At 47.8% G+C, this 20160-nt stretch carries 21 protein-coding genes; 6 read left to right on the top strand and 15 right to left on the bottom strand.

The window, feature by feature from the left end; translation table 11 throughout:
• Positions 1-18 precede the first annotated feature (18 nt).
• The 15 genes from SMSP2_RS01765 to SMSP2_RS01695 all read right to left on the bottom strand — a co-directional run bounded on the left by SMSP2_RS01765 (position 19) and on the right by SMSP2_RS01695 (position 12199).
• Positions 19-1287: a Gfo/Idh/MocA family oxidoreductase gene (locus SMSP2_RS01765; protein WP_146682314.1), complete on the bottom strand. Its 1269-nt coding sequence runs from the start codon at positions 1285-1287 to the stop codon at positions 19-21.
• Positions 1274-2530: a nucleoside permease gene (locus tag SMSP2_RS01760; protein WP_146682313.1), complete on the bottom strand. Its 1257-nt coding sequence runs from the start codon at positions 2528-2530 to the stop codon at positions 1274-1276. Before SMSP2_RS01760 ends, SMSP2_RS01765 begins: the two co-directional genes overlap by 14 nt.
• 19 nt (positions 2531-2549) lie before the next feature.
• Positions 2550-3365 carry a sugar phosphate isomerase/epimerase family protein gene (locus SMSP2_RS01755; RefSeq protein ID WP_222566385.1) on the bottom strand — a complete coding sequence of 272 codons (816 nt, stop codon included), beginning with the start codon at positions 3363-3365 and terminating at the stop codon, positions 2550-2552.
• Between the two features lie 11 nt (positions 3366-3376).
• A complete protein-coding gene (locus SMSP2_RS01750) occupies positions 3377-4393 on the bottom strand; it encodes a Gfo/Idh/MocA family protein (protein WP_146682312.1) in 1017 nt (338 codons plus the stop codon).
• 301 nt (positions 4394-4694) lie between these two features.
• Positions 4695-5798 carry an ACR3 family arsenite efflux transporter gene (gene arsB / locus SMSP2_RS01745; protein WP_146682311.1) on the bottom strand — a complete coding sequence of 368 codons (1104 nt, stop codon included), beginning with the start codon at positions 5796-5798 and terminating at the stop codon, positions 4695-4697.
• An 11-nt stretch (positions 5799-5809) separates the two neighbouring features.
• On the bottom strand, positions 5810-6013 hold the full coding sequence (locus SMSP2_RS01740) for a carboxymuconolactone decarboxylase family protein (protein ID WP_146682310.1): 204 nt from the start codon (positions 6011-6013) through the stop codon (positions 5810-5812).
• Positions 6014-6024: 11 nt separating this feature from the next.
• Positions 6025-6459 carry an arsenate reductase ArsC gene (locus SMSP2_RS01735; RefSeq protein WP_146682309.1) on the bottom strand — a complete coding sequence of 145 codons (435 nt, stop codon included), beginning with the start codon at positions 6457-6459 and terminating at the stop codon, positions 6025-6027.
• A 2-nt stretch (positions 6460-6461) separates the two neighbouring features.
• Positions 6462-6797, bottom strand: a complete 336-nt coding sequence (locus SMSP2_RS01730) for a DUF6951 family protein (RefSeq protein WP_146682308.1) — start codon at positions 6795-6797, stop codon at positions 6462-6464.
• Between the two features lie 19 nt (positions 6798-6816).
• Positions 6817-7509 carry a flavodoxin family protein gene (locus tag SMSP2_RS01725; RefSeq protein ID WP_146682307.1) on the bottom strand — a complete coding sequence of 231 codons (693 nt, stop codon included), beginning with the start codon at positions 7507-7509 and terminating at the stop codon, positions 6817-6819.
• Positions 7510-7538: 29 nt separating this feature from the next.
• Positions 7539-8237 (bottom strand): cytochrome c biogenesis CcdA family protein, encoded by a 699-nt coding sequence (locus SMSP2_RS01720; RefSeq protein ID WP_146682306.1) that lies wholly within the window; start codon positions 8235-8237, stop codon positions 7539-7541.
• A gap of 21 nt (positions 8238-8258) precedes the next feature.
• Positions 8259-8738: a thioredoxin family protein gene (locus SMSP2_RS01715; protein WP_146682305.1), complete on the bottom strand. Its 480-nt coding sequence runs from the start codon at positions 8736-8738 to the stop codon at positions 8259-8261.
• Positions 8739-8766: 28 nt separating this feature from the next.
• Positions 8767-9000 carry a thioredoxin family protein gene (locus SMSP2_RS01710; protein WP_186804803.1) on the bottom strand — a complete coding sequence of 78 codons (234 nt, stop codon included), beginning with the start codon at positions 8998-9000 and terminating at the stop codon, positions 8767-8769.
• A 72-nt stretch (positions 9001-9072) separates the two neighbouring features.
• A complete protein-coding gene (locus SMSP2_RS01705) occupies positions 9073-10542 on the bottom strand; it encodes a permease (protein WP_146682304.1) in 1470 nt (489 codons plus the stop codon).
• An 85-nt stretch (positions 10543-10627) separates the two neighbouring features.
• Positions 10628-10957, bottom strand: a complete 330-nt coding sequence (locus tag SMSP2_RS01700; protein WP_186804802.1) for an ArsR/SmtB family transcription factor — start codon at positions 10955-10957, stop codon at positions 10628-10630.
• 159 nt (positions 10958-11116) lie between these two features.
• Positions 11117-12199, bottom strand: coding sequence for an alpha/beta fold hydrolase (locus tag SMSP2_RS01695; protein WP_146682302.1), 1083 nt, complete (start codon positions 12197-12199; stop codon positions 11117-11119).
• Positions 12200-12786: 587 nt separating this feature from the next.
• Between SMSP2_RS01695 and SMSP2_RS01690 the strand changes: the two genes are divergently transcribed.
• From SMSP2_RS01690 to SMSP2_RS01665, 6 genes are all read left to right on the top strand, one after another.
• Complete coding sequence (locus tag SMSP2_RS01690; protein ID WP_146682301.1) at positions 12787-15234, top strand: methylenetetrahydrofolate reductase C-terminal domain-containing protein; 2448 nt, start codon at positions 12787-12789, stop codon at positions 15232-15234.
• 66 nt (positions 15235-15300) lie between these two features.
• A complete protein-coding gene (locus SMSP2_RS01685) occupies positions 15301-16254 on the top strand; it encodes a lipid A deacylase LpxR family protein (protein ID WP_186804801.1) in 954 nt (317 codons plus the stop codon).
• A 120-nt stretch (positions 16255-16374) separates the two neighbouring features.
• Positions 16375-16929, top strand: coding sequence for a hypothetical protein (locus SMSP2_RS01680; protein ID WP_146682299.1), 555 nt, complete (start codon positions 16375-16377; stop codon positions 16927-16929).
• 21 nt (positions 16930-16950) lie between these two features.
• A complete protein-coding gene (gene galE, locus SMSP2_RS01675; protein ID WP_146682298.1) occupies positions 16951-17934 on the top strand; it encodes a UDP-glucose 4-epimerase GalE in 984 nt (327 codons plus the stop codon).
• A gap of 162 nt (positions 17935-18096) precedes the next feature.
• On the top strand, positions 18097-18840 hold the full coding sequence (locus tag SMSP2_RS01670) for a glutamine amidotransferase (protein ID WP_146682297.1): 744 nt from the start codon (positions 18097-18099) through the stop codon (positions 18838-18840).
• Between the two features lie 28 nt (positions 18841-18868).
• Positions 18869-20071: a diphosphate--fructose-6-phosphate 1-phosphotransferase gene (locus SMSP2_RS01665; RefSeq protein WP_146682296.1), complete on the top strand. Its 1203-nt coding sequence runs from the start codon at positions 18869-18871 to the stop codon at positions 20069-20071.
• Positions 20072-20160: the final 89 nt, after the last annotated feature.

Here is a 20160-nt window from a genome sequence, read left to right as displayed (position 1 = left end):
TCAAATCTTATGTAATTCTTAAACGCTCCACTTGGCACGCCCGGGCGGATCAATCAAGCGGTCGGCCTGCTGATCATCAATAAACCGGAGATTTACCGAATCAAACCGCAAAGGCCTTCTGGTTATTAACGCTATCTTTGCCAGATTTACAAGCGTACAGGAACGAAAAGCGTTTGCTTCGTTTAAAGCAAATTTTTTGCGTTCTCTAACCGATTGCGAGAAATCTGTAATCTGCTCTCTGGGGTCGGGGAAAGCCGCCAGCTTATTTTCGAGATCCGGAATATCCGATTTAAAGCCGGGATACAGTTTGCCGTTGGGCCCTTCTAAAAATGCCGCGTCCTTATCCACGTTTTCTCCGTCAAGAATTATCTCGCAGCCGTCCTGATACCGCATATATATCCTTCGCCACGGCCCTACCGCGTCAGGATGCTGAACGGGAGTGTCGGCCTCAACATAAACAGGGCTCGTGTCGTCCTTACCCAGAATATACTGCACCGGATCGAGATAGTGCTGGCCCATGTCACCAAGTCCGCCGCCGTCATAATCCCAATAACCACGGAATGTGCCGTGGGTTCTGTGACGGTGATACGGCTTGTATGGAGCGGGTCCGAGCCACATGTCGTAATCCAGCTCCGAAGGAACAGGCTGAGGCGGCAGATGCGTAAGACCGCTCCACTGAAACTTCCAGGTAAAACCAGTAGTTTCACTGATTGTGACTTTCAAAGGCCAGCCGAGCAGACCGCTGTCCACAAGTTTTTTTATGGGAGCCACAGGCGTTTTCATTCCGTAAAAACGGCTTCCAAAACGGAACCATGTGTTAACTCTGAAAATACGTGAGTTTCGCTGGACAGCGTCCACCACTCTGCGCCCTTCACCGATTGTGCGGGTCATAGGTTTTTCACACCATATATCTTTGCCGGATCTGGCCGCGGCTATTGATATACTTTCGTGCCAGTGAGGCGGGGTTGGAATATGAACAATGTCAATATCCGGCCGGGCAAGAACCTCACGGTAATCGGTATAGCCTTTGACGTCTTTGTCAACCTTTGCAAGTGTTGATTGTAAACGGTTTCTGTCAACATCGCATACCGCGAGCAGTTTTGCTCCGGGGTAAACCAGATGCGCCTGTCCCATGCCGCCAACGCCGATTACGGCTCTGGTCAGCTGTTCGCTCGGAGCAATGTAGCCTTTGCCGCCGAGAACATGCCTGGGAACTATTGTAAAAGCTGATACGCCTGCTAAAACTGATTTGGTAAAGGTTCGCCTTGTAATATTATTTGAATTCATTAGCTGCTCCCGTGGGCTGATTTTGGACTCTTTTTGCCGAAATCTCATCCTTAAACAATATTCCAAAGAGAATGGCCACAACACCTGCCATTATACAGGGAATCAGCCATATCATCTTCCAGTTGTGCCCTATATCGCCGGCCGTCTCATAATATCTCGTAACTTTGCCGTTTATCAGGCTTCCGATAATCATACCAAGGCCAAGCGTAATCAACGCCAGGAAACCCTGAGCACTTGAGCGGATTTCTTTGGGGGCCTTTTTATCAACATAAATCTGTCCGGTAACAAAGAAGAAGTCATAACATATACCGTGAAGCATGATACCGATGTAGAGCATAAACACGAGGCTTCCGCTGTTGCCGAATGCGAACATGAGATACCTGGCAACCCAGGCCAGCATACCGACCAGCAGCATCTTCTTGACACCGAGCCGTACGAAGAAAAACGGCATGACTAACATGAAGAAGAACTCTGAAGCCTGTCCAAGAGTCATCTTGCCTGCGGCATTTTCAACACCAACTTCGCCAAGGAAACCATTGGCGGATTGATAATAGAATGCCAAGGGAATGCATATCAGAAATGAACATATTAGAAAAATGGCAAACTGGGGATCTCTGAGCATTTTCAGAGCGTCAAGCCCGAGAACGTCTCTAACAGAGACTTTTTTGCCCGCAGACGGCGGAGGGGTATGGGGCAGTGTTAAACAGTAAAAACCCATAATCAAAGAAGCCCCCGCGGCAATTTTCATCGGAATAGATGTGTTTTCTATGGTAGAAAGTCCGCTGATTGATTCGGGCATAAACCCGATTATCAAACCTGCTATGATCCAGCCAATCGTGCCGAGAACCCTGATCGGCGGAAATTCTTTCTCCGGATCAGACATCTGGCATAATGAAATTGAGTTCGTAAGGGCAAGCGTAGGCATATAGCAAACAGCATACCCAAGAAGAACCCAGAAAAATACAGTTGAATTGCTAATTTCTGAGACCGCAAACATCAAAACAGCGCCGGCAATATGCAGTATGGCCAAAACTTTCTCAGTTGCAAAAAACCTGTCTGCAATCATACCGATGAACAGCGGGCTTATTATCGCCGCGATTCCGGTTGTACTGTAGGCCAGGCCTATTATATTGTCAAAATTAACAGCAGTCAGATATTTCCACATGGTGACATACCATGCCCCCCAGATAAAGAATTCAAGAAACATCATTGCCGACAATTGTGCTTTTACTTTGCTTTGCATGGGACAATTCCTTCTAATCTCATAAATATTGTTTCAGTCTGTTTACAGCCAGTTTCACATCACCGCATCTATCTTCGCCGCCTTCTCTCTCAACGGCAAGCGTGCCTTCATAGCCAATCGCACTTAAAGCCTTAAGAAACTCCACTGTTTCCACCTGGCCCTGCCCCCAGGGAACTTCTGTGCCCCACTGGCCGGGGGTCTTGGCCCGGACAGCGTCTTTGATATGCACGTGACGTATCCATTGGTCAAGGATTTTTACGCCCTCAACGGGATCGCCCTTTGCGTACAGTATCATGTTAGCCGGATCAATGTTGACACCTGTTGAGGGGTGTTTAATCTCATCCATGAAATCCTTGAGCTCCTGGGCAGTTTCCTGGCCTGTCTCAAGAAGCAATATTGTTCCATTATCAGCCGCGATATCTGCCAATTCGGTTACGCGATTACACATTACTCTGTATTTGGCAGAGTCATTGTGGTCGATAAACCCCGCATGCATGGAGATATAGCTTACATTAAGGTCTTTAGTTATTTCAGCGGCACGAATAAATCTGTCTTTATTCACATCCCAGCAGCCATCTGGTGTTATCCCTCCGGTCTCCTTAATGGTGTCCAAAGTTGAATAATCTTCCTGTGGAAAATTTATCATTGTAGAGCTGATTTTCCAATCCTGCTTCTTTGCTGCGGACAGGTATGAACTGCCGTCATCTCCCAGAGCAGGCCCCACAGCGAGATGAACATGATTTATGCCGGCTTCTTTCATAAAAGATGCTGCACCGGATATGTCCATCTGAAGCGACCAGTTGCAGACGCCAATATTCATTTTCGTGTTATTCATGCTATATCCTTTCATTTAATGATTACTTTGTTTGCGGTTTTTGCAGATTCAAGCTCGGCTTTGATGATTTGAACCGACCTGGCCGACTGCTCGTCCGTGATGATGTCCTCTGTCGGCTTGCCGTTTACTTTATCAATAAAATATTTAAGCTCTCTGGAATATCCGTCACCCTCTGCAACCTCCGGAGAGTAAGCCTCACCGTCGGCGGGACATAACCTCAACGCAGGGTCACGGGTGCAGTCGAAAACTAAAACAGCCGTTTCCATGGCAATATTAAAACTCATCTGGAACCCAAACGAGGCCGTCATTGCCCAGCTCCCGTCGGCAATTACCAGCTTGCCGTCTTCATACTCGTACCGGGTGGAAATATAAGTCATTAGACCGTTGCTGTTTGCGGCAGATGAGCTCAAAACGCTTTTGGGCAAACCAAAGAGATACTGAATGTAGTCAGTATCGTGAATGTGCAAATCCAATGCCATGCCGCCGCTCTGTTTTTCATTTTTAAACCAGCTGTCTCCCCAGTTTGGCGGCGAGCCGAGCCGCTGAAATACAGCTGAAATGACTTTGCCGTATTTGCCGCTGTCAATTATTTCTTTGGCCTTGACGTATTCAGGCCAAAACCTGATACAGTGGCCTACCATCAGTTCTTTACCGCTTTTTCGTGCCGCGGAAATCATTTCACTGCACTCATCAACGTCCAATGCCATTGGTTTTTCACAAAAAACGTTAATGCCATGCTCTAAGGCTTTTACGGTAAACGCCTTGTGTAGATAAGTCGGGAGGGTTATTGAAATGATGTCAAGATCCGCTTTTTCAAGCATAGTGTCAAAATCCTGAAAAAGTTCGAATTCTGAAAAATCGACGGCCCCCTGGTTGCCCTCGATATTACCCTTGACCGATCCAGCAATTTTGTCTATATCAGGATTTGAGTCACATACGGCGGCAACCTGCACTCCTTCAAGATTTCGAAGACAACGATAATGCATTTGCCCCATGAACCCAAAACCTACAATACCAGCTTTTAACATAAAAATGTCTCCAGTAACTGCGATTAGTCTTCATTTACGATTATCAGCCATGACGCTGATTACAAATTCGCAATTTTAAATGAAACTTAAACTGTTATGCTACTAACAACTTAAATCGTACATTATTATGAAAATAAAGCAAGTGTCCGACGAAGATTTATTTCAAAACTGACCGGTCATATTAAAAACCGGTTTTAAGGTTGATTCACAGGTTCATTCTGCGGTTTGTCATCCATTGTTCATTCACTAAAATTATCGTACAGTGCAGCCTAAGACACTGCCGATTAAGGACTAAAATATTTTACACGGAAAACCATTTTCGGGTTTTCAGGCATATCTTCACAAGCCAGAGCATCACCGGAACCTCTATCAATACGCCTACCACTGTCGCCAGCGCGGCTCCTGAAGAAAGGCCAAAAAGCATAGTTGCGGTGGCTATCGCCACTTCAAAATGGTTGCTGGCACCTATCATCGCCGTCGGCGCGGCATCCTCGTATGAAAACTTCAAAGCCTTTGCCAAAGCATAGGTTATGGCAAAAATCAAAATAGTCTGAATAAACAAAGGTATTGCGATCCAGAGGATTGTAAGGGGGTTGTTTAAAATTGTCTCGCCCTTGAACGAAAACAGCAGCACCAGTGTTCCAAGCAGAGCAATTATAGAAACTGGCGTAAGAATATGCAGGAATTTATCTTCGAACCACTGCCGCCCTTTGGCACCAATAATCCACTTACGCGAAAAATAGCCTGCAATCAGCGGCAAAGCCACATAAATGCCGATTGAGAGCAGAAGAGCCTGCCACGGTACGGGCATCTCGTTTATTCCAAGCAGCCAGCCGCCAAGAACGCCGTAAAGGACAAGCATTGTCAATGAGTTTATAGCGACCATCACCAGGGTATGGCCCTGATTGCCTTTTGCCAGATAACCCCACATCAACACCATTGCCGTGCACGGAGCGATTCCCAGCAGGATTGCACCGGAGATATAAGAGCGGAACAGCTCTACCTCTGTGCCGTCCTTGATGATTTCTGTTCCGGGAATAAAACCCTTGAATACATATCCTAAAAAGAAAGTCGCGATAGCAAACATTGTGAACGGTTTTATGCCCCAGTTGACTATCAGCGTCAGCAGAACGGGCTTGGGACTTTTGCCGGCTTTGACAACTTCGGCAAAATCTATTTTCACCATTATCGGGTACATCATAAAGAACAGAGCAATTGCAATTGGAATCGATACGACAGGCGCCCCATTGACGTATATTGCCATTTTATCAAGTGACTCCGCCGCACCGGGGGCGATTTTGCCTAAGGCTATGCCGGCAATTATGCAAATCCCGACCCATATAGTAAGGTACCTTTCAAAAACATTCAGCCTTTTAGTTTTCAATTCTGCTGCCGTTTCAGACATGTTATATCCCTCTAAATTATTTCCTTTTCGAGCAATTCATCCATCTGGCCCGCTGCGCCTTTGCGAACCATTTTTCCCACATCAAGAGCCTGTTTTACAAGCTCCTGATCTATATTCATTTTTCGAGCCTTGTCTGTGTGGAATTTTACACACGGGTGGCAGTTGCAGGCAACTGCGGCTCCAATTGCTATTAGTTCTTTGACTTTTTCATCCATTTTTCAGATCCTCACTTATTTAAATTCTCTGGTAATTTTTCGATAAACTTTTTTATCTCATCACGAACCCGCCGGTAAGAGTCTAAGGCCTGCTGCTCTGTTTTGGCTTCTTTTGCCAGCCGCGGCGGGTCATCAAAACCGACATGAACAATTTTTGTTCTCCCTGGAAACAACGGGCAGCTTTCGTGGGCATTATCACAGACTGTCACAACATAATCGAATCTCACATCTTTTAAATCATCGAGATGTTTTGACTTATGGCCGGAAATATCTACACCCGCCTCTGCCATTACCTTGACTGCGTTTGGATTTAGCCCGTGGGTTTCAACGCCGGCAGAGTAAGACTCTATGGCCTCGCCCTTCAAATGCCTTGCCCAGCCCTCTGCCATCTGGCTGCGGCAGGAATTACCGGTACAGAGAAACAATACTTTTAATTTTTCAGCCATAATCAATCTTCCTTTACGATTTTTAAAGTTACGTCTTTAGGCAGAGCCAGCCCCGCAGCAACCTGCATCGCCTTAAAAAGGCCCAAAGGAACAATACAGCCCTTGCAGCAGCCGCTGACAGCGGTATCAGCCGCCGAAAGTATAACGCCGTCCTGTCCCGGGCTCATTTCCGCATAAGCGTCAATCGGGCTTTTTTCCTGCAAAACTCTGCTGAATTCTTCTATCTTTTGGCAGCCGGATTCTATCTCAAATGTAACATTCTGCCCATTGTCACTTTGGGCGCAAACGGTTGTACAAAAACCGCAAACGCCGGCATCTATTTCCACTTTTGATTTCATTCTGTTGGGTCCTCTTACATCAATTTATCTTTTGTGTTCTTAGTGCCGCTTCGGCAACACGGACACCTAAGAGTTTTGCTGTGTTTAGGCCGAATTCGTCTTTTGTTATGTCATCATTGTAGTTGTTCCACAGGGTTGCTCCCTGGTGAGCGCTAGGCTTGCCGCCGACAATAAACGGCTCATAACAGCACATGGCGGTGGTAATCTGCTCAATAACCAGCTCCTGTCCGCCGTTCCTGAACGAGCCGACAGCCAATGCGCCGACAGGCTTATCCGCCAGCCGCATTGTCGGGGTGCGCATCACGTAAAGACGCTCTAAAAAGGACTTACACAAGGCACTCATACTGCGAAAGTAAACCGGAGAACCGATTATCAATCCGCCCAGATTTGGAGCCATAAGATAAGGCTCTACTTCAACTTCAAAGTCATCACCGACAATTTGGGGAGAATCGGGTTTTGCCCCTCCGACCCAGCCGGAAATGTTAAAGCCGCCCAGATCAATTAACTGCACCTCTATGCGGCTGTCAACTTCCTTTGCCGCGTCCAGGGCTGTCTGAACCGCCGCGGCAGTGGTCTTGCCTCTCCGCGGGCTGCAGCTGATGCCGATTATCCTGGTTTTTTCAAAAGATCCGGTTTCTGCCGGTACAGCTGAGCCAAAAGCCGCGGCACTGCCGGCAACAATAGTTTGTGTTAAAAAATTTCTTCTGTCCATAATCACCTCACTAATCAAAATAAAATCTTTTACGGAGCAGTATATATCATCCAAAGGCCGCCGAGTATAACCAGCAGTCCGCAGATTTTCTTTAAGATTACAGCGCCTTTTGACTTTTCGTTCCAGTTCATATACCGCTGAACAACCTCTGTAAAGGTGCCGGCAAAAACGATTACTCCACAATGGCCGATTCCATAAGCCAGTATCAGCAAAACCCCGTACATCATGCTCTCCGAGGCTTCCCTGAAAGCGATAGCCAGCATCGGCGCCATATACGCGAAAGTACACGGCCCGAGGGCTACGCCGAAAATCAGCCCGAGTATAAACGCGGCAAGCATCCCTTTACGCTTCATACCCACCTGTCCGGGGCCGGAAAAGGGATTTGGTATCACATCAAGCAAATGCAGCCCGACCACAAAGAATATCACTGCCACAAAATAATTGCCGTATCTGCCGACATCACCCATCATCCGGCCGGCGGCAGCGGTAACAGCGCCAATCAGGCCGATTGTTATCAGGATACCGACAGAAAACACGGTTGATATCCAGAATGCCCGTTTGGTAGAAATCCTGCCCTGCCCGTCAATAAAACCTATGATCAGGGGAATACTGGCAAGGTGGCACGGGCTCAGGATTATGCTCAGAATGCCCCAGATAAATGACGCGGCAACAGCAAGATACCACGCGCCCTCTACCGCCTGTGTTAATTGTGTGAAAATCTCCTGCATTGCATTAAACCTTGTATGACTTTAATTGCTTTCACTGGCGATATTAACCGCAATATCAATGCCTAATTCTTTCCATTTAGCAAGAATATCCTCTTTGGAGTAGAAGCCTTCATGCCTGAACAGCTCTTCGCCGGCGGCAGAATAAAAAATCTGGGTAGGAATAAGGTTTATGTTATATTTTTTGGACTCGTCTGGGTTTTTCCAGACATCGATAAATATCACCTCAAACTGCTGCTTGTAATCCTGTTTCAGCTCATCGAGTATCGGCTTCATCATTTTGCATGGAATGCACTTGTCTGCACCTAAATCAACCATTCTGGGCAAATTCTGCACAGGAGTCTCTGCGGTGATATTTGATTCAGAAACGGTTTCAGTTTCAGAACTATTTGTATTGCCCGCATCTTCGGCAGCGGGTTTATCCGGCCCCTTCTTCAGTGCTATAACTACAGCAGCAGCAGCGATCAGGGCGATTACAATTACTGCTTTTTTCGTGTTATTCATGGTAATTCCTCAGCATTGGGGTTTAATATCAGACAAGCATTGCTTTTATATCATCCGGCGGTGCGACTTTGCCGGAGGTTTTGACTTCGCCGTCAATAACCAGTGCGGGAGTTATCATTACACCCATCTTCATTATATCGTTTATCTGGGTAACCTTTTCGATTTCATATTCTATGCCGGCTTCTTTGGCGGCGGCCTCCGCGTTTTCGGCTAATTTTTTGCATTTTGGGCATCCGGTTCCAAGTATCTGTATCTTTATCATTTAAGAATCTCCTGTAGTTATGTTGGTTAATTTTGTTAAATTCCGATTTTGAGTATTTTCGAGTTTCACTAATTAGAAAAAGGCTCCGAAGAAAACCCCTGAAATTGTCGCCATGACAATAACCAGCAGCACGAAAACAACTGTCTTTTGCGTGCCCATCACCGAGCGTATCACAAGCATATTAGGCAAACTAAGCGCCGGCCCCGCCAGCAGCAGCGCAAGCGCAGGGCCCTTGCCCATTCCTGCACCTATAAGGCCCTGCAGAATGGGAACTTCAGTTAATGTCGCGAAATACATAAACGCTCCGGCTACCGAAGCAAACAGATTCGCCCACAGGGAATTGCCGCCGACTGCACGTGCCACCCACTGCGACGGGATCAGGCCTTCATTCCCCGGCCTGCCCAGCAGAGCGCCGGCGATAATCACGCCGAAAAACAGCAAAGGCAGAATCTGTTTGGCGAAAGTCCAGGTTGAGCTGAACCACTCCTCTGCTTCGCCTTTTGTTGTGCTCGTTGCCCAGGAGAGGCCGATTACCGCCGCGGTGAACGGTATCATAACCATCATCCCATCTATCGGCAAAGCAAAGGCAAGAACCGCGGCAGGTACTGCGGCTGTAAGCACTTTCCACAAGGGTATTGAAAACCACAGCACAAGAACCAAAGCCAGAGCTATCGCGAAAACTGATGTGATTATCCACTTACTTTCCCAGATGCTCGTCCAGAATCCCGGTACAGCTTCTTTGCTTACTATATCCGCAACGGGAATCTCTGCCTGTTGACCGGCTTTGTCGCCGCCGGCAATCTTGACAACATAAAAACCTTCTTCGCTGCCGTGCTGGGGAGCCTGCATGACTGCGGCTCTGAACGTATTGCCTTCAGCGGTTTCAAAATAGAAATCATTGGGAGCTCCCCAGTTAGCAAATACGAGAACGCCAATCATGACGGCAAAAAACACCGCGTTTTTCCACAGCGGCCGGCTAACCTCCGGCTCGGGCATAGCCATCTGGCCGTTGGCTTTGTCTAACTCTTCTTTGCGGTATATAAAATGCATGATAAGCCCGATAACAACACTGAACAGGACCGCACCGACGGCACGGGCGATACCCAGCTCTAAACCCAGAATCCGGGCGGTGAGGATAATTGCAAGTACATTTATAGCAGGGCCTGAATACAAAAACGCCGTAGCCGGTCCCAGGCCGGCGCCCATGCGGTATATGCCGGCAAAAAGCGGCAGGATTGTGCAGGAGCAGACAGCCAGTATTGTCCCTGAAACCGAAGCCACGCCGTAGGCGAGGATTTTATTCGCCTTGGCACCGAGATATTTCATCACGGATGCCTGGCTGACAAACACGGAAATCGCTCCGGCTATAAAAAACGCCGGAATCAGGCACAACAGAACATGCTCCTGTGCGTACCATTTGACCAGGTGCAGCGATTCCATAATTGCATTATCAAATCTTTTGATGCCCACCGGCAGATAAAAACATGCCAGAAAAACCGCAGCAATAGCCGCTAACTTTTTCCACTCATTTTTCCAGTTCATTAGTTGTGTTTCTCCCAAAAAATGAATTTCAGTTTTTTGACTGCAATACTATACAATCATATACTCACATATATCTTTAAAAAAATTATTCCATTTTACTCAAAATAGCAGCCTGCCCTTCAATCCGCTCTTTCAATGCCTGCTCTACGCAGCTGAGGAACTTGACAATACACGGTGTCTTGAGCGAATACATCATTTTGAGCCCATCTTTACGGCAGTCTAAAACGCCGGCACGGAGCATGACAGATAAATGCCTTGACACGTTGGACCTTTGAGCGCCGACATAGTCCACGATATCACATACGCACTGCTCCCCGTCGGCAAGGTATTCAATGACAGCCAGCCTGATAGGATGCGCCGCGGCCTGAATAATCTGGGCCTTCAACTGATATATCTGCATTTTTGCTGTGTCCATAGTATTTTCCTTTATGTTAATATAACACATAATACTCACATAGCGTTACTCAGTCAATATATTTATTATTTTTGGTGAAAAATTTTGCATGTTTTTTTTAACTTCTTATCTTACAGTGACTAATAATATAAAAAAATCTGATTACCGGTCTGCGGCTGTTTATGCATTACAATGCTGACGCAGAAAATCAAGAACATGAGACGTTATTTCAGCCTTTTTTGACGAACGAAGCAGTTCATGCGGCCAGAAATCTGGATATTGAAAAACCATGTTCACTTTTTCGCCGCGATTTTTCTGGACTTTTTTGCCGAAGTCAGCCGCCTCCTGCCCATTGACAAGTTTATCGTCGAGTGCCGCGAAGAGTGCGATATCCCTTGGATAAGAATCCGAGTATTTTCGAAAATCCTGCATCAATTCATATATTGCCAATAGATACGCCGCCGGCAGGTCTTTACGCAGCAGAGGGTCTGCCGCCTGAACATCGGGCTCAAACTCCAGATCGCTTAAATGACTGAAAGACCAGCGGATATCCATTTTTACACGTGAAAGTCTGGTCAGCACGGTTAGAAACCGGCACATGCCGCGGCACGGCTTCATTTTCCACGCGGCATTTTCAATAAACCTGGTGAAGCCGGAACTGTGCGGCGGGTTTACAGCCCGAATCGCCGGGCTAAGCAGGAGAACCCCCTTCAAAGCATCGTCGCCCTGAATTGCTATCCGACGTGCGGTCTCTGCCGCGAGCAGCCCTCCCATGCTGTGGCCGGCGATAAAATACGGCTGATCTGCGCCGCCCTGCCGGTGAGACTCAATGATATTGCGGACAAACTGAAGGTTATCCTCCATGCTCAGCCGCTTGAGTTTCTGATAGTTCTGCCGCATTACTGACTCTGCCGCGGCGCGGTACTGCGCCGCGTAAATCTTGAGGAAAACCGCCAGATCCTGCGGCTCATCAACAGCGATGCAGCCCTGCGCCAGCCATAGCAGGTCACGGGCGTCTCCGCTGTCCCAGCCGTGGCCGGGCAGATCGAACAATACAGCTTGATACCCGTTTTTCGCGAGCTCTACCGCGAATTGTATATGCCGGCAGCAGTTCTCAGCAAGCCCGTGTATAAAAAACACGCTTGCTTTGGCGGCGGCTCCCTCCGGCTCGATAACCAGTGTGTCCGCTGCACAGCTGCGGAGTGTGCCTGTGATGCCGTTCATACGGTAAAAGACAATGTCATTTTTTATATCAGATGTCATGATTCGATAATTTTAACCTGCGAGCCTGCCTTTTGCAAGCGGCATTACACCTGCCGACGATTTTGGAGAGAGCCGACAACATCGACGCGGTGTTTAAGCTTTTGTAGAGCAAATTCACGAATTTGCTCCAGACGCTTATGCCCATCTGTACGCAGAATAAAACCCAATAACGGTTTATGACCGGTTCTGGTTATTTTAATGTTGTTTCGGACATTACCTTTTTGAGAGAATTCGTGAATTCTCTCTACAGGGGGCACCGCTTTTTCCCGTTTAAGCAGCGTTTTGGGCTACATCGGTTTTATAAGCGGTGTCGCGCCGGCGCTTGCCGCCATACTTTAGAACGGCAAACGCACTGTTACTCGCGATGCACTGATAATCTCTTTGTGAATAAAGAGTTGAGAGTAAACCCCTTCGATTTATACAAAATATATCAAAAGCGTCATATTTAGGCAATATTCTGCTGTTTTGCGATTTATATTGATTTTTCCGCTGTTTTAGGCTATTTTTTTGGTTTTAAACTTAACAGAAGCGTATTATTCAAAGTTTTTCGCTTCTATCAATGATCCTGTAGAATATGGAGTTTACAGATGAGCGGCAAGAGACTTAGCCAGGCACTCAAAACGAGAGATAAGTTTGTTATTGTCACTGAGTTATGCAGCGGCCCCAACTGCAATCTCGCACCTATAAACAAATTCATGGAGGCATTCAGAAACTCCAACGGGCTTGATATCCCGGACGAATTCGACTATGTCGGCATCACCAACCCTCAAAGCCCCGGCGGCGTTGCGAACATCGACCCCGATGTTATCCTGGCACATCTTCGCCAGAACGATTTGCTGGGGGAGCTGGATTTCATTCCGCACCTGAGCTGTAAAGACTACAACTCCGATGCCCTGGTCAGCCGGCTCTACGGCTACCGTGCCAGCGGCATTGAGAGCATACTGGCCCTTACCGGCGACAAACCGACCGTCGCTCAGGGCGTTTTTGACCTGGAATCTATCGGCCTGCTGAACAAGATGCGTGAGCTGAACAACGAATCATACATCAAAGCCAAACCCGACGGCCTGGAGAAGGTTAACACGTTTTTTGCCGGCGCGGCAGTCTCTCCGTTTAAATACACAGAAGCCTCACAGATGCAGCAGTATTTCAAGATGGAAAAGAAAATCCGCGCAGGGGCAGAATTCCTGATTACGCAGGTCGGCTGGGACTGGCGAAAATCCGCCGAGCTTATGCGGTATCTCAAAGACGAAAACCTCGATACCCCGGTGCTGGGCAACGTGTATTTCCTGAGCACTCTTACTCCTGCGCCGCGTCTTATGCACGATAGAAAACTGCCGGGCTGTTTTGTCAGCGACGAATTCTTCAAGAAAATCATCAGTGAATCAGTCGAAGACCACATTGAACGCGCTGCCCAGCAGGTTGCCATGTACAAATCAATCGGAGCCGCGGGAATTGATCTTGGCGGAGTAGAAGACTATCAGACGTTCATCAAGATACTAAAACGTGCGGCGGAGATTGGCGAGAGCTGGGAGGCTTACAAAGATAACCTCTGCTGGCCGGCCAAGAAAAGCTGGTACCTCTACTACGAAACAGGCGAGAAAGTCCAGCTGTCAAAGCCCAAACGTAAATTCCGCCAGAAAAACTTTGATTTCATGCACGAGCATATAATCAACCCCGAATCTACAGTTGGAAAGTGCCTCAAATCAACCATGCAAGTCTGCGGAATGGACAAGGCCAAGGGCTTCTGTTATTCCGCTTTCAACGGAATTGAAAAGCCGATAAAGTACTGGCTTTTTGAATGCGAGGAATGCGGCGACTGCTACCTGCCCGAGAACTTCAGCTACTGCACCATCGGCGGCTGCGAAAAAGGTCTCGACAACGCACCCTGCGGCGACAGCACAGAAGACGGATACTGCTGCAATAACCTTGACAGAATTTGTATTGGCGAATATATTTACAAAGCCGCGGCTGCCACCGAGGGCGGACTGGAAAAACTCAGGGCCAGGTCAAACAAGCCGCGAATGCCCGAGCTGGAACACAGCGCTTCAATTGTTAATTATATTTTGTCAAAGGATCATACAGTGAAATGCCCGATAATAAACATAGGCGAAATGGTGCACGCTTCTATCCCCAATACCGGCGAGGTAATGAAAGCCCTTCACAAGCTGGATAACTGGGATACCGCCAACAGCCGCGAGCTTGAGTACATTCATTCTCTGATTGACCAGCAGGCACGAGACGGCGCCGACTACATCGCGATCAACCTTGACGCTTTCGGGGAAGATGACCCGCAGCTGACAGCCGAGCTTATGAAAAAGTACGTCCGTCTCGTTCGCAAATGGAGCCACGGAGTGCCGGCATGTATCGACAGCAGCGATGATAATGTTCTAAAGGCGGGGCTGGCTGAATGGTACAACACGAAGCAGAAAGTGGGCGTGCCGCTGATCAACTCAATAAAGGAACACACTATTGACGAGATTATGCCGCTGAAAAAGGATTACAAATTCAAGTTTATCGGCCTGCTGGTTGCGGATGAGAAACAGGTGACCAGTGATGACCCGATCGGAGAGCTCTTCAAGATAGCAGAAAAGATTTTCGATGCCGCCGTGAACCGCTACGGATTCAAGCCGGATGATATTTTCTTCGATACAACAGTATTCCCGCTGGCGATAGATATGCCGATGATGCCGGGCCAAAGCGGCTTTACATACAGGGCATTCGAGACCATCAAGCGGATTAAAACGCATCCGCAGATGAAAGACTGCCACTGCTCTCTGGGAGTTACCAACTCTGTGCGAGACCTGCCGGGCAGAAAAATCGGTGTTGCCCGTGCTTATGTTGAAGTGGCTATGCGGTACGGACTGGACGCGGGCATAGTGAACCCGTCTCACAAATTTGGGCTTAAGCCCGCTGATCCTGAGCTGGTGAAACTCGTAGAGGCATTCGCGAAAATTGACGGAGACTCTGAAAACCTCAACGAAGCGATGAAACTGATGGGCGAGTTCTGCTCTAATAATAGAAAGGCGGTTAAATAAGCCGCATAGATGTCCGTGAATGTCAAAATTAAAACCTGGAATTCAAATACAGCAAACAAACACCGAATGATAAAAACAAAAGCTATACTGACAGCGATAATTGTGTTTATGAGCGTATTTCCCGCCGCAGGGGAATCACTCAACCTTTATCTCCAGAATGACAGCAAAATCCTAAAGCCCAACCACAATACCGACCGGCATTATACCAATGGTTTCAAACTGGCATGGGTAACGAAAACGCCTGACTGGCAATTGCTGGATTACTTCGGCGGCTGGGCATTCGCCTCTGGAGCCGAGCCTCTCAGAGAGTCGGGAGTTTATATTGCCCAAGACCTATATACCCCCGACTATATTGACATGCCGAACATGCGGCCTACGCCTGATATGAAGTATAATGCCTGGCTCTACGGCGGTTTTTTTAATGTCCGCTCAAACTCAGAAAAACTCGAATATATCGAGCTGAATATGGGTGTAATAGGCCCGTCAGCTCTGGGCGAATCCATACAGAAACCTGTTCATGAAATCACCGGCTCCCCGAAGCCGATAGGCTGGGACGAGCAGCTTTCAGATGAATTCGCTATAAATCTCGACTATTATATCCGGCAAAAGCTCACAGATGCTTATGAACTCTTTGGTTACGACTTTGATATTCTCGCTGATTACGGGCTTACCGTCGGCTCTGTGTTCAGACATGCCGAGGCGGGAATGCTTATGCGGCTTGGAATCATCAAACCGGGCGAGCTGGGGCCGGGCAGGTATCGGCTGCCGATAGACGGCACGGCCGCGACATCTAAGAGCTCGTCATATCTATTCGGCAGAATTTCCGGCAGAGGTGTCGAGCATAACAGGTTTCTAACCGGCCTCAAAGAAGAACCCCTCACTGCCCAGGCCCAGTTGGGTATCGTCATAAACATAAAGGACTTCGACATTAAATACTCCCAGACATTCTTCACAGACCAGTACGAGAATCAGCACGCAAAAGACAGTATCGCCAGTCTGACTGTTTCCTGGAATTTCTGAAACGGCATCTCATTGCCGGCGATTCACGGCGTATAGGGCAAATACCGCTTGTATTCAGAAATCAAAACCATATAATTATTTCTTAGAATTATAACAATACCATTCTATACAGGTGAATTTATGCGCAAAACTATATATATACTTGCCGCAGCGGTGGTTATAACGGCAGGGTGCCGCGGGCCCAAATCCGCAGGTGAATCAGCCGAAACCGCGTTTATACACAACTGCACTGTCGAAGAGGCTATGCAGCTTAGCCGCGATGTCCTGAACCGGATGTATTTTAATATTGACAAATACGATGTTGACAAGGGCGTTATAATCACTGAGCCGCTGAGAGGCGGTCAGTTTTTTGAATTATGGCGAAGTGACAACGCCGACGGGTCAGCGAAACTGGACTCCAACATCCATAATCTCGTCAGAACGGTCTCACTGGATCTGGCCAAAGAGCAGAAAGGTGTCAGGATTTCCTGCATAAGCAATGTAAAACGCCTTTCTATGCCGGGGCGCGAGGCCTACAGCGTATCGCAGACGGGAATGCTTTACAGCAAACGAGGCAAAGGCACGAATACCCTTGTCCCTAAAGACGAATACAGCTGGATAGACTTGGGCCGCGACAAGGCACTCGAAACGAGAATCACAGAACAGATAAATAACGCAGAAAAAACTGAAAAATAAGATTTAAGGACACGGATACCCATGAATGTACTTGTATGCGGCGGGGCCGGATATATCGGCAGTAATATGACTGCAATGCTCGAAGCTGCGGGCCACACACCGGTTGTGTACGACAATCTGAGCAAAGGACACAGAGAGCCGGTAAAAGAAGCGAAATTCGTTTATGGTGACCTGTCGGACTATGACTGCCTGCTGAGAACCTTCAAGAATTTTGAAATTGAAGCTGTAATGCATTTCGCGGCGTTTATCGAAGTTGGAGAATCTGTCAATGATCCCCTGAGATATTACGAAAACAACTTCTCCAACACCAGAACTCTGCTTCGCGCCATGGAAACAGCAGGCATCAAGAAATTCGTATTCAGCTCTACAGCCGCGGTGTTCGGTACGCCTGAAAACACACCAATAACAGAGAATGAATCAAAAACACCAATAAACCCTTATGGTGAGAGCAAACTTGCCGTCGAGAAGATGTGCGGATTTCTCAGCCAGACCGGCCGACTCAACTACGCGGCACTCCGCTATTTCAACGCGGCAGGCGCGGGCCGCGGCTCAACACTTGGCGAGGACCACTGCCCCGAATCGCATCTGATACCATTGATAATACAGGCGGCTATGGGCAAACGAGATGACATCAAGATATTCGGCACTGATTATGAAACTAAGGACGGAACGTGTATCCGTGATTACATACATGTTGAGGACCTCTGCTCAGCGCATCTGCTGGCTCTTAACAGACTTGATGAGACCCCCGAGCAGATATACAATCTCGGCAACGGAACCGGCTACAGTGTGCGGCAGGTAATAGATGCTGTCAAAAGGGTCTCCGGCAGAGATTTCAGAGTTACAGAGACTTCCCGCCGGCCGGGCGATCCTCCTGTTTTGACATCTGATTCAACAAAAGCACGAGAAATACTTGGCTGGAAACCGAAGACGCCTCAGCTTGAAAAAATCGTGGAATCCGCCTGGAAATGGCATACCAGCCGGCCTGACGGGTACAAAGGCTGAGTTTAGAGTTTACATATATATTATTTTCAATATAATCCACATTCCAATTACTTCATTTTTGGATTTTATTGTGTAAGAATGCCCTTATGACACAAGATGTTCGTTTGGGTACAGACTTTATGAACCGCTAAACTGCATTAAGCATTTCGCGAGTATGTAATAATGAAACAAAAAGTATTATATCTTGGTGACACGGAACTTCACATGCAGGCGAGTTACCTTGCAGGCGTGATGAGTCATTGCGGGATAGATTATGACTATATACCCTCCGCTTCTCCGATATCCATTTCGGAAGTGGACGGCTATTCGGCGTATATTTTAAGTGACTATCCAGCCTGCAGCGAATACGCCGGTGCTTTTGAGGCAATTCGGCACAGCGTTGAGGCCGGAGCGGGTCTGCTGATGATTGGCGGCTGGGAATCTTTCAATTCCCTTTTCGGTTCATACGTGAACACCCCAATAGAGGATGTTCTGCCTGTAGTTATGGCCCGGCAGGATGACAGGCTCAACAGCGCGTTTCCGTGGTTTCTCAAGTGTATATCGCATAGCTCTGTTACGGCGGGACTTGATTTCAACAGTGAGATGCCGGCAGTAGCGGGCCTGAACCGGTTTACATCGAAAAAAGATGCCGAGATTCTTCTCGAGGCGGTTCAATACAGGGCCCATCTCGAAGATAATGAGGTGATTTTCAGCGAGTCTGATACAACCCCTGCTCTTGTTTTGGGCAGCTTTGGTAAGGGCCGTACATCTGCTCTGGCGTTTGATCTTGCGCCGCACTGGGCGGGCGGCTTTGTAGATTGGGGACAGAAGCGTATTGACGCCTGTGCGCCCGGCGGAGACGAAATTCAGGTTGGTGAAAAATACGTGAATTTTGTTAAAAATCTACTCAACTGGATAATAAAATAGAAGAAATATTTTTACAAAGGATTTAATTATGCTTAAAGGTAATGCGATTATTGGTCAGTCAGGCGGACCTACCTCCGTCATAAATTCATCCCTGGCCGGTGTGATTGACGCTGCGATAGAATGCCCGAATATTGATAAGGTGCTGGGCATGCGTTATGGAATAGAAGGCTTTATGCAGGAAAATATTGTCGATTTAGCTGCGCAGGACCGAAAGATTATAGACGGACTTCGCTCAACTCCATCAAGCGCTCTTGGTTCGTGCCGGCATAAGCTGCAAGAGGAAGATTTGCCGGTAATTATTGAATTATTGAAAAAGTACAATATACGTTACGTTTTTCTTATAGGCGGTAATGATACGATGGACACAATTCACCGCTTAGAAGAATATTCCAGAAAACAAAACTATGAGCTCTGCGGCATTGGTATTCCAAAGACAGTTGATAACGACCTCTTCGGCACCGATCACACCCCTGGCTTTCCAAGCGCTGCCAGGTATATGACACTCTCCGTTCAGCAGGCCGGTGTTCTTGCTCGTGACATGAAACGTGTGGATCAGTTTGTCGTCTTTCAGTGTATCGGCCGTGAAGCCGGCTGGCTGCCGGCCGCGACGGCGCTTGCCAAGAAATCAGAAGAGGATGCCCCGCATATTCTTTGTCTGCCGGAACGGCCGTTTATTCGTGAAAAGTTTTTCGCTGACGTTGAAGCGGCTTACAAGAAATACGGTTTTGTCTCTATCGTCTGCGGCGAGGGCATAATGACTCCGGAGGGAAGGCCAGTCTCGGCTTCCGAAACACGTGACAAGTTCAGTAATGTAGAGTTCGGAGCCATGGGCGGGGCAAGTGCCGCGATTGGAATTCATTCCATGATAAGCAGTGAATTCGGTTTTCGCGGTGAGTTCCAGATAACCGAATCTCTGCCGATGTGCGGTGCAGACAGAGGTGTTCAGCTTGATTTCGATGAGGCGTATCTTTGCGGACGCACCGCGGTCAAATACGCCGAAGACGGAAAAACCGGCGTAATGGTTACGCTTGAACGCGGAGCCGGACAGGGCTACAGCTGTGTCACAGGCGAAGCAAGCCTCTCTGATGTTGCCGTTCGCGCAAAGCCTATGCCGGATAACTTCATCAGCGAAGATGGCAATTTCGTAACGGACGAATTCATTGACTACGTAAAGCCGCTTGTAGGTGAGCTGCCTGATTATGTTAAACTTTCAGACATCAGTTACAAATAGGATATCACAGGAATAACGTAAAAAACTGATTCAGGCCGATACTAAGATTATGCGGCAGACGACTGAGATCTGCCGCCTTGAGTTTTGTA

Origin of the sequence: Limihaloglobus sulfuriphilus, from assembly GCF_001999965.1 — a bacterium.
GTDB lineage: Bacteria > Planctomycetota > Phycisphaerae > Sedimentisphaerales > Sedimentisphaeraceae > Limihaloglobus > Limihaloglobus sulfuriphilus.
The sequence above is the reverse complement of the archived record's forward strand: the minus strand, read 5'-3'. Positions and strand labels throughout refer to the sequence as shown.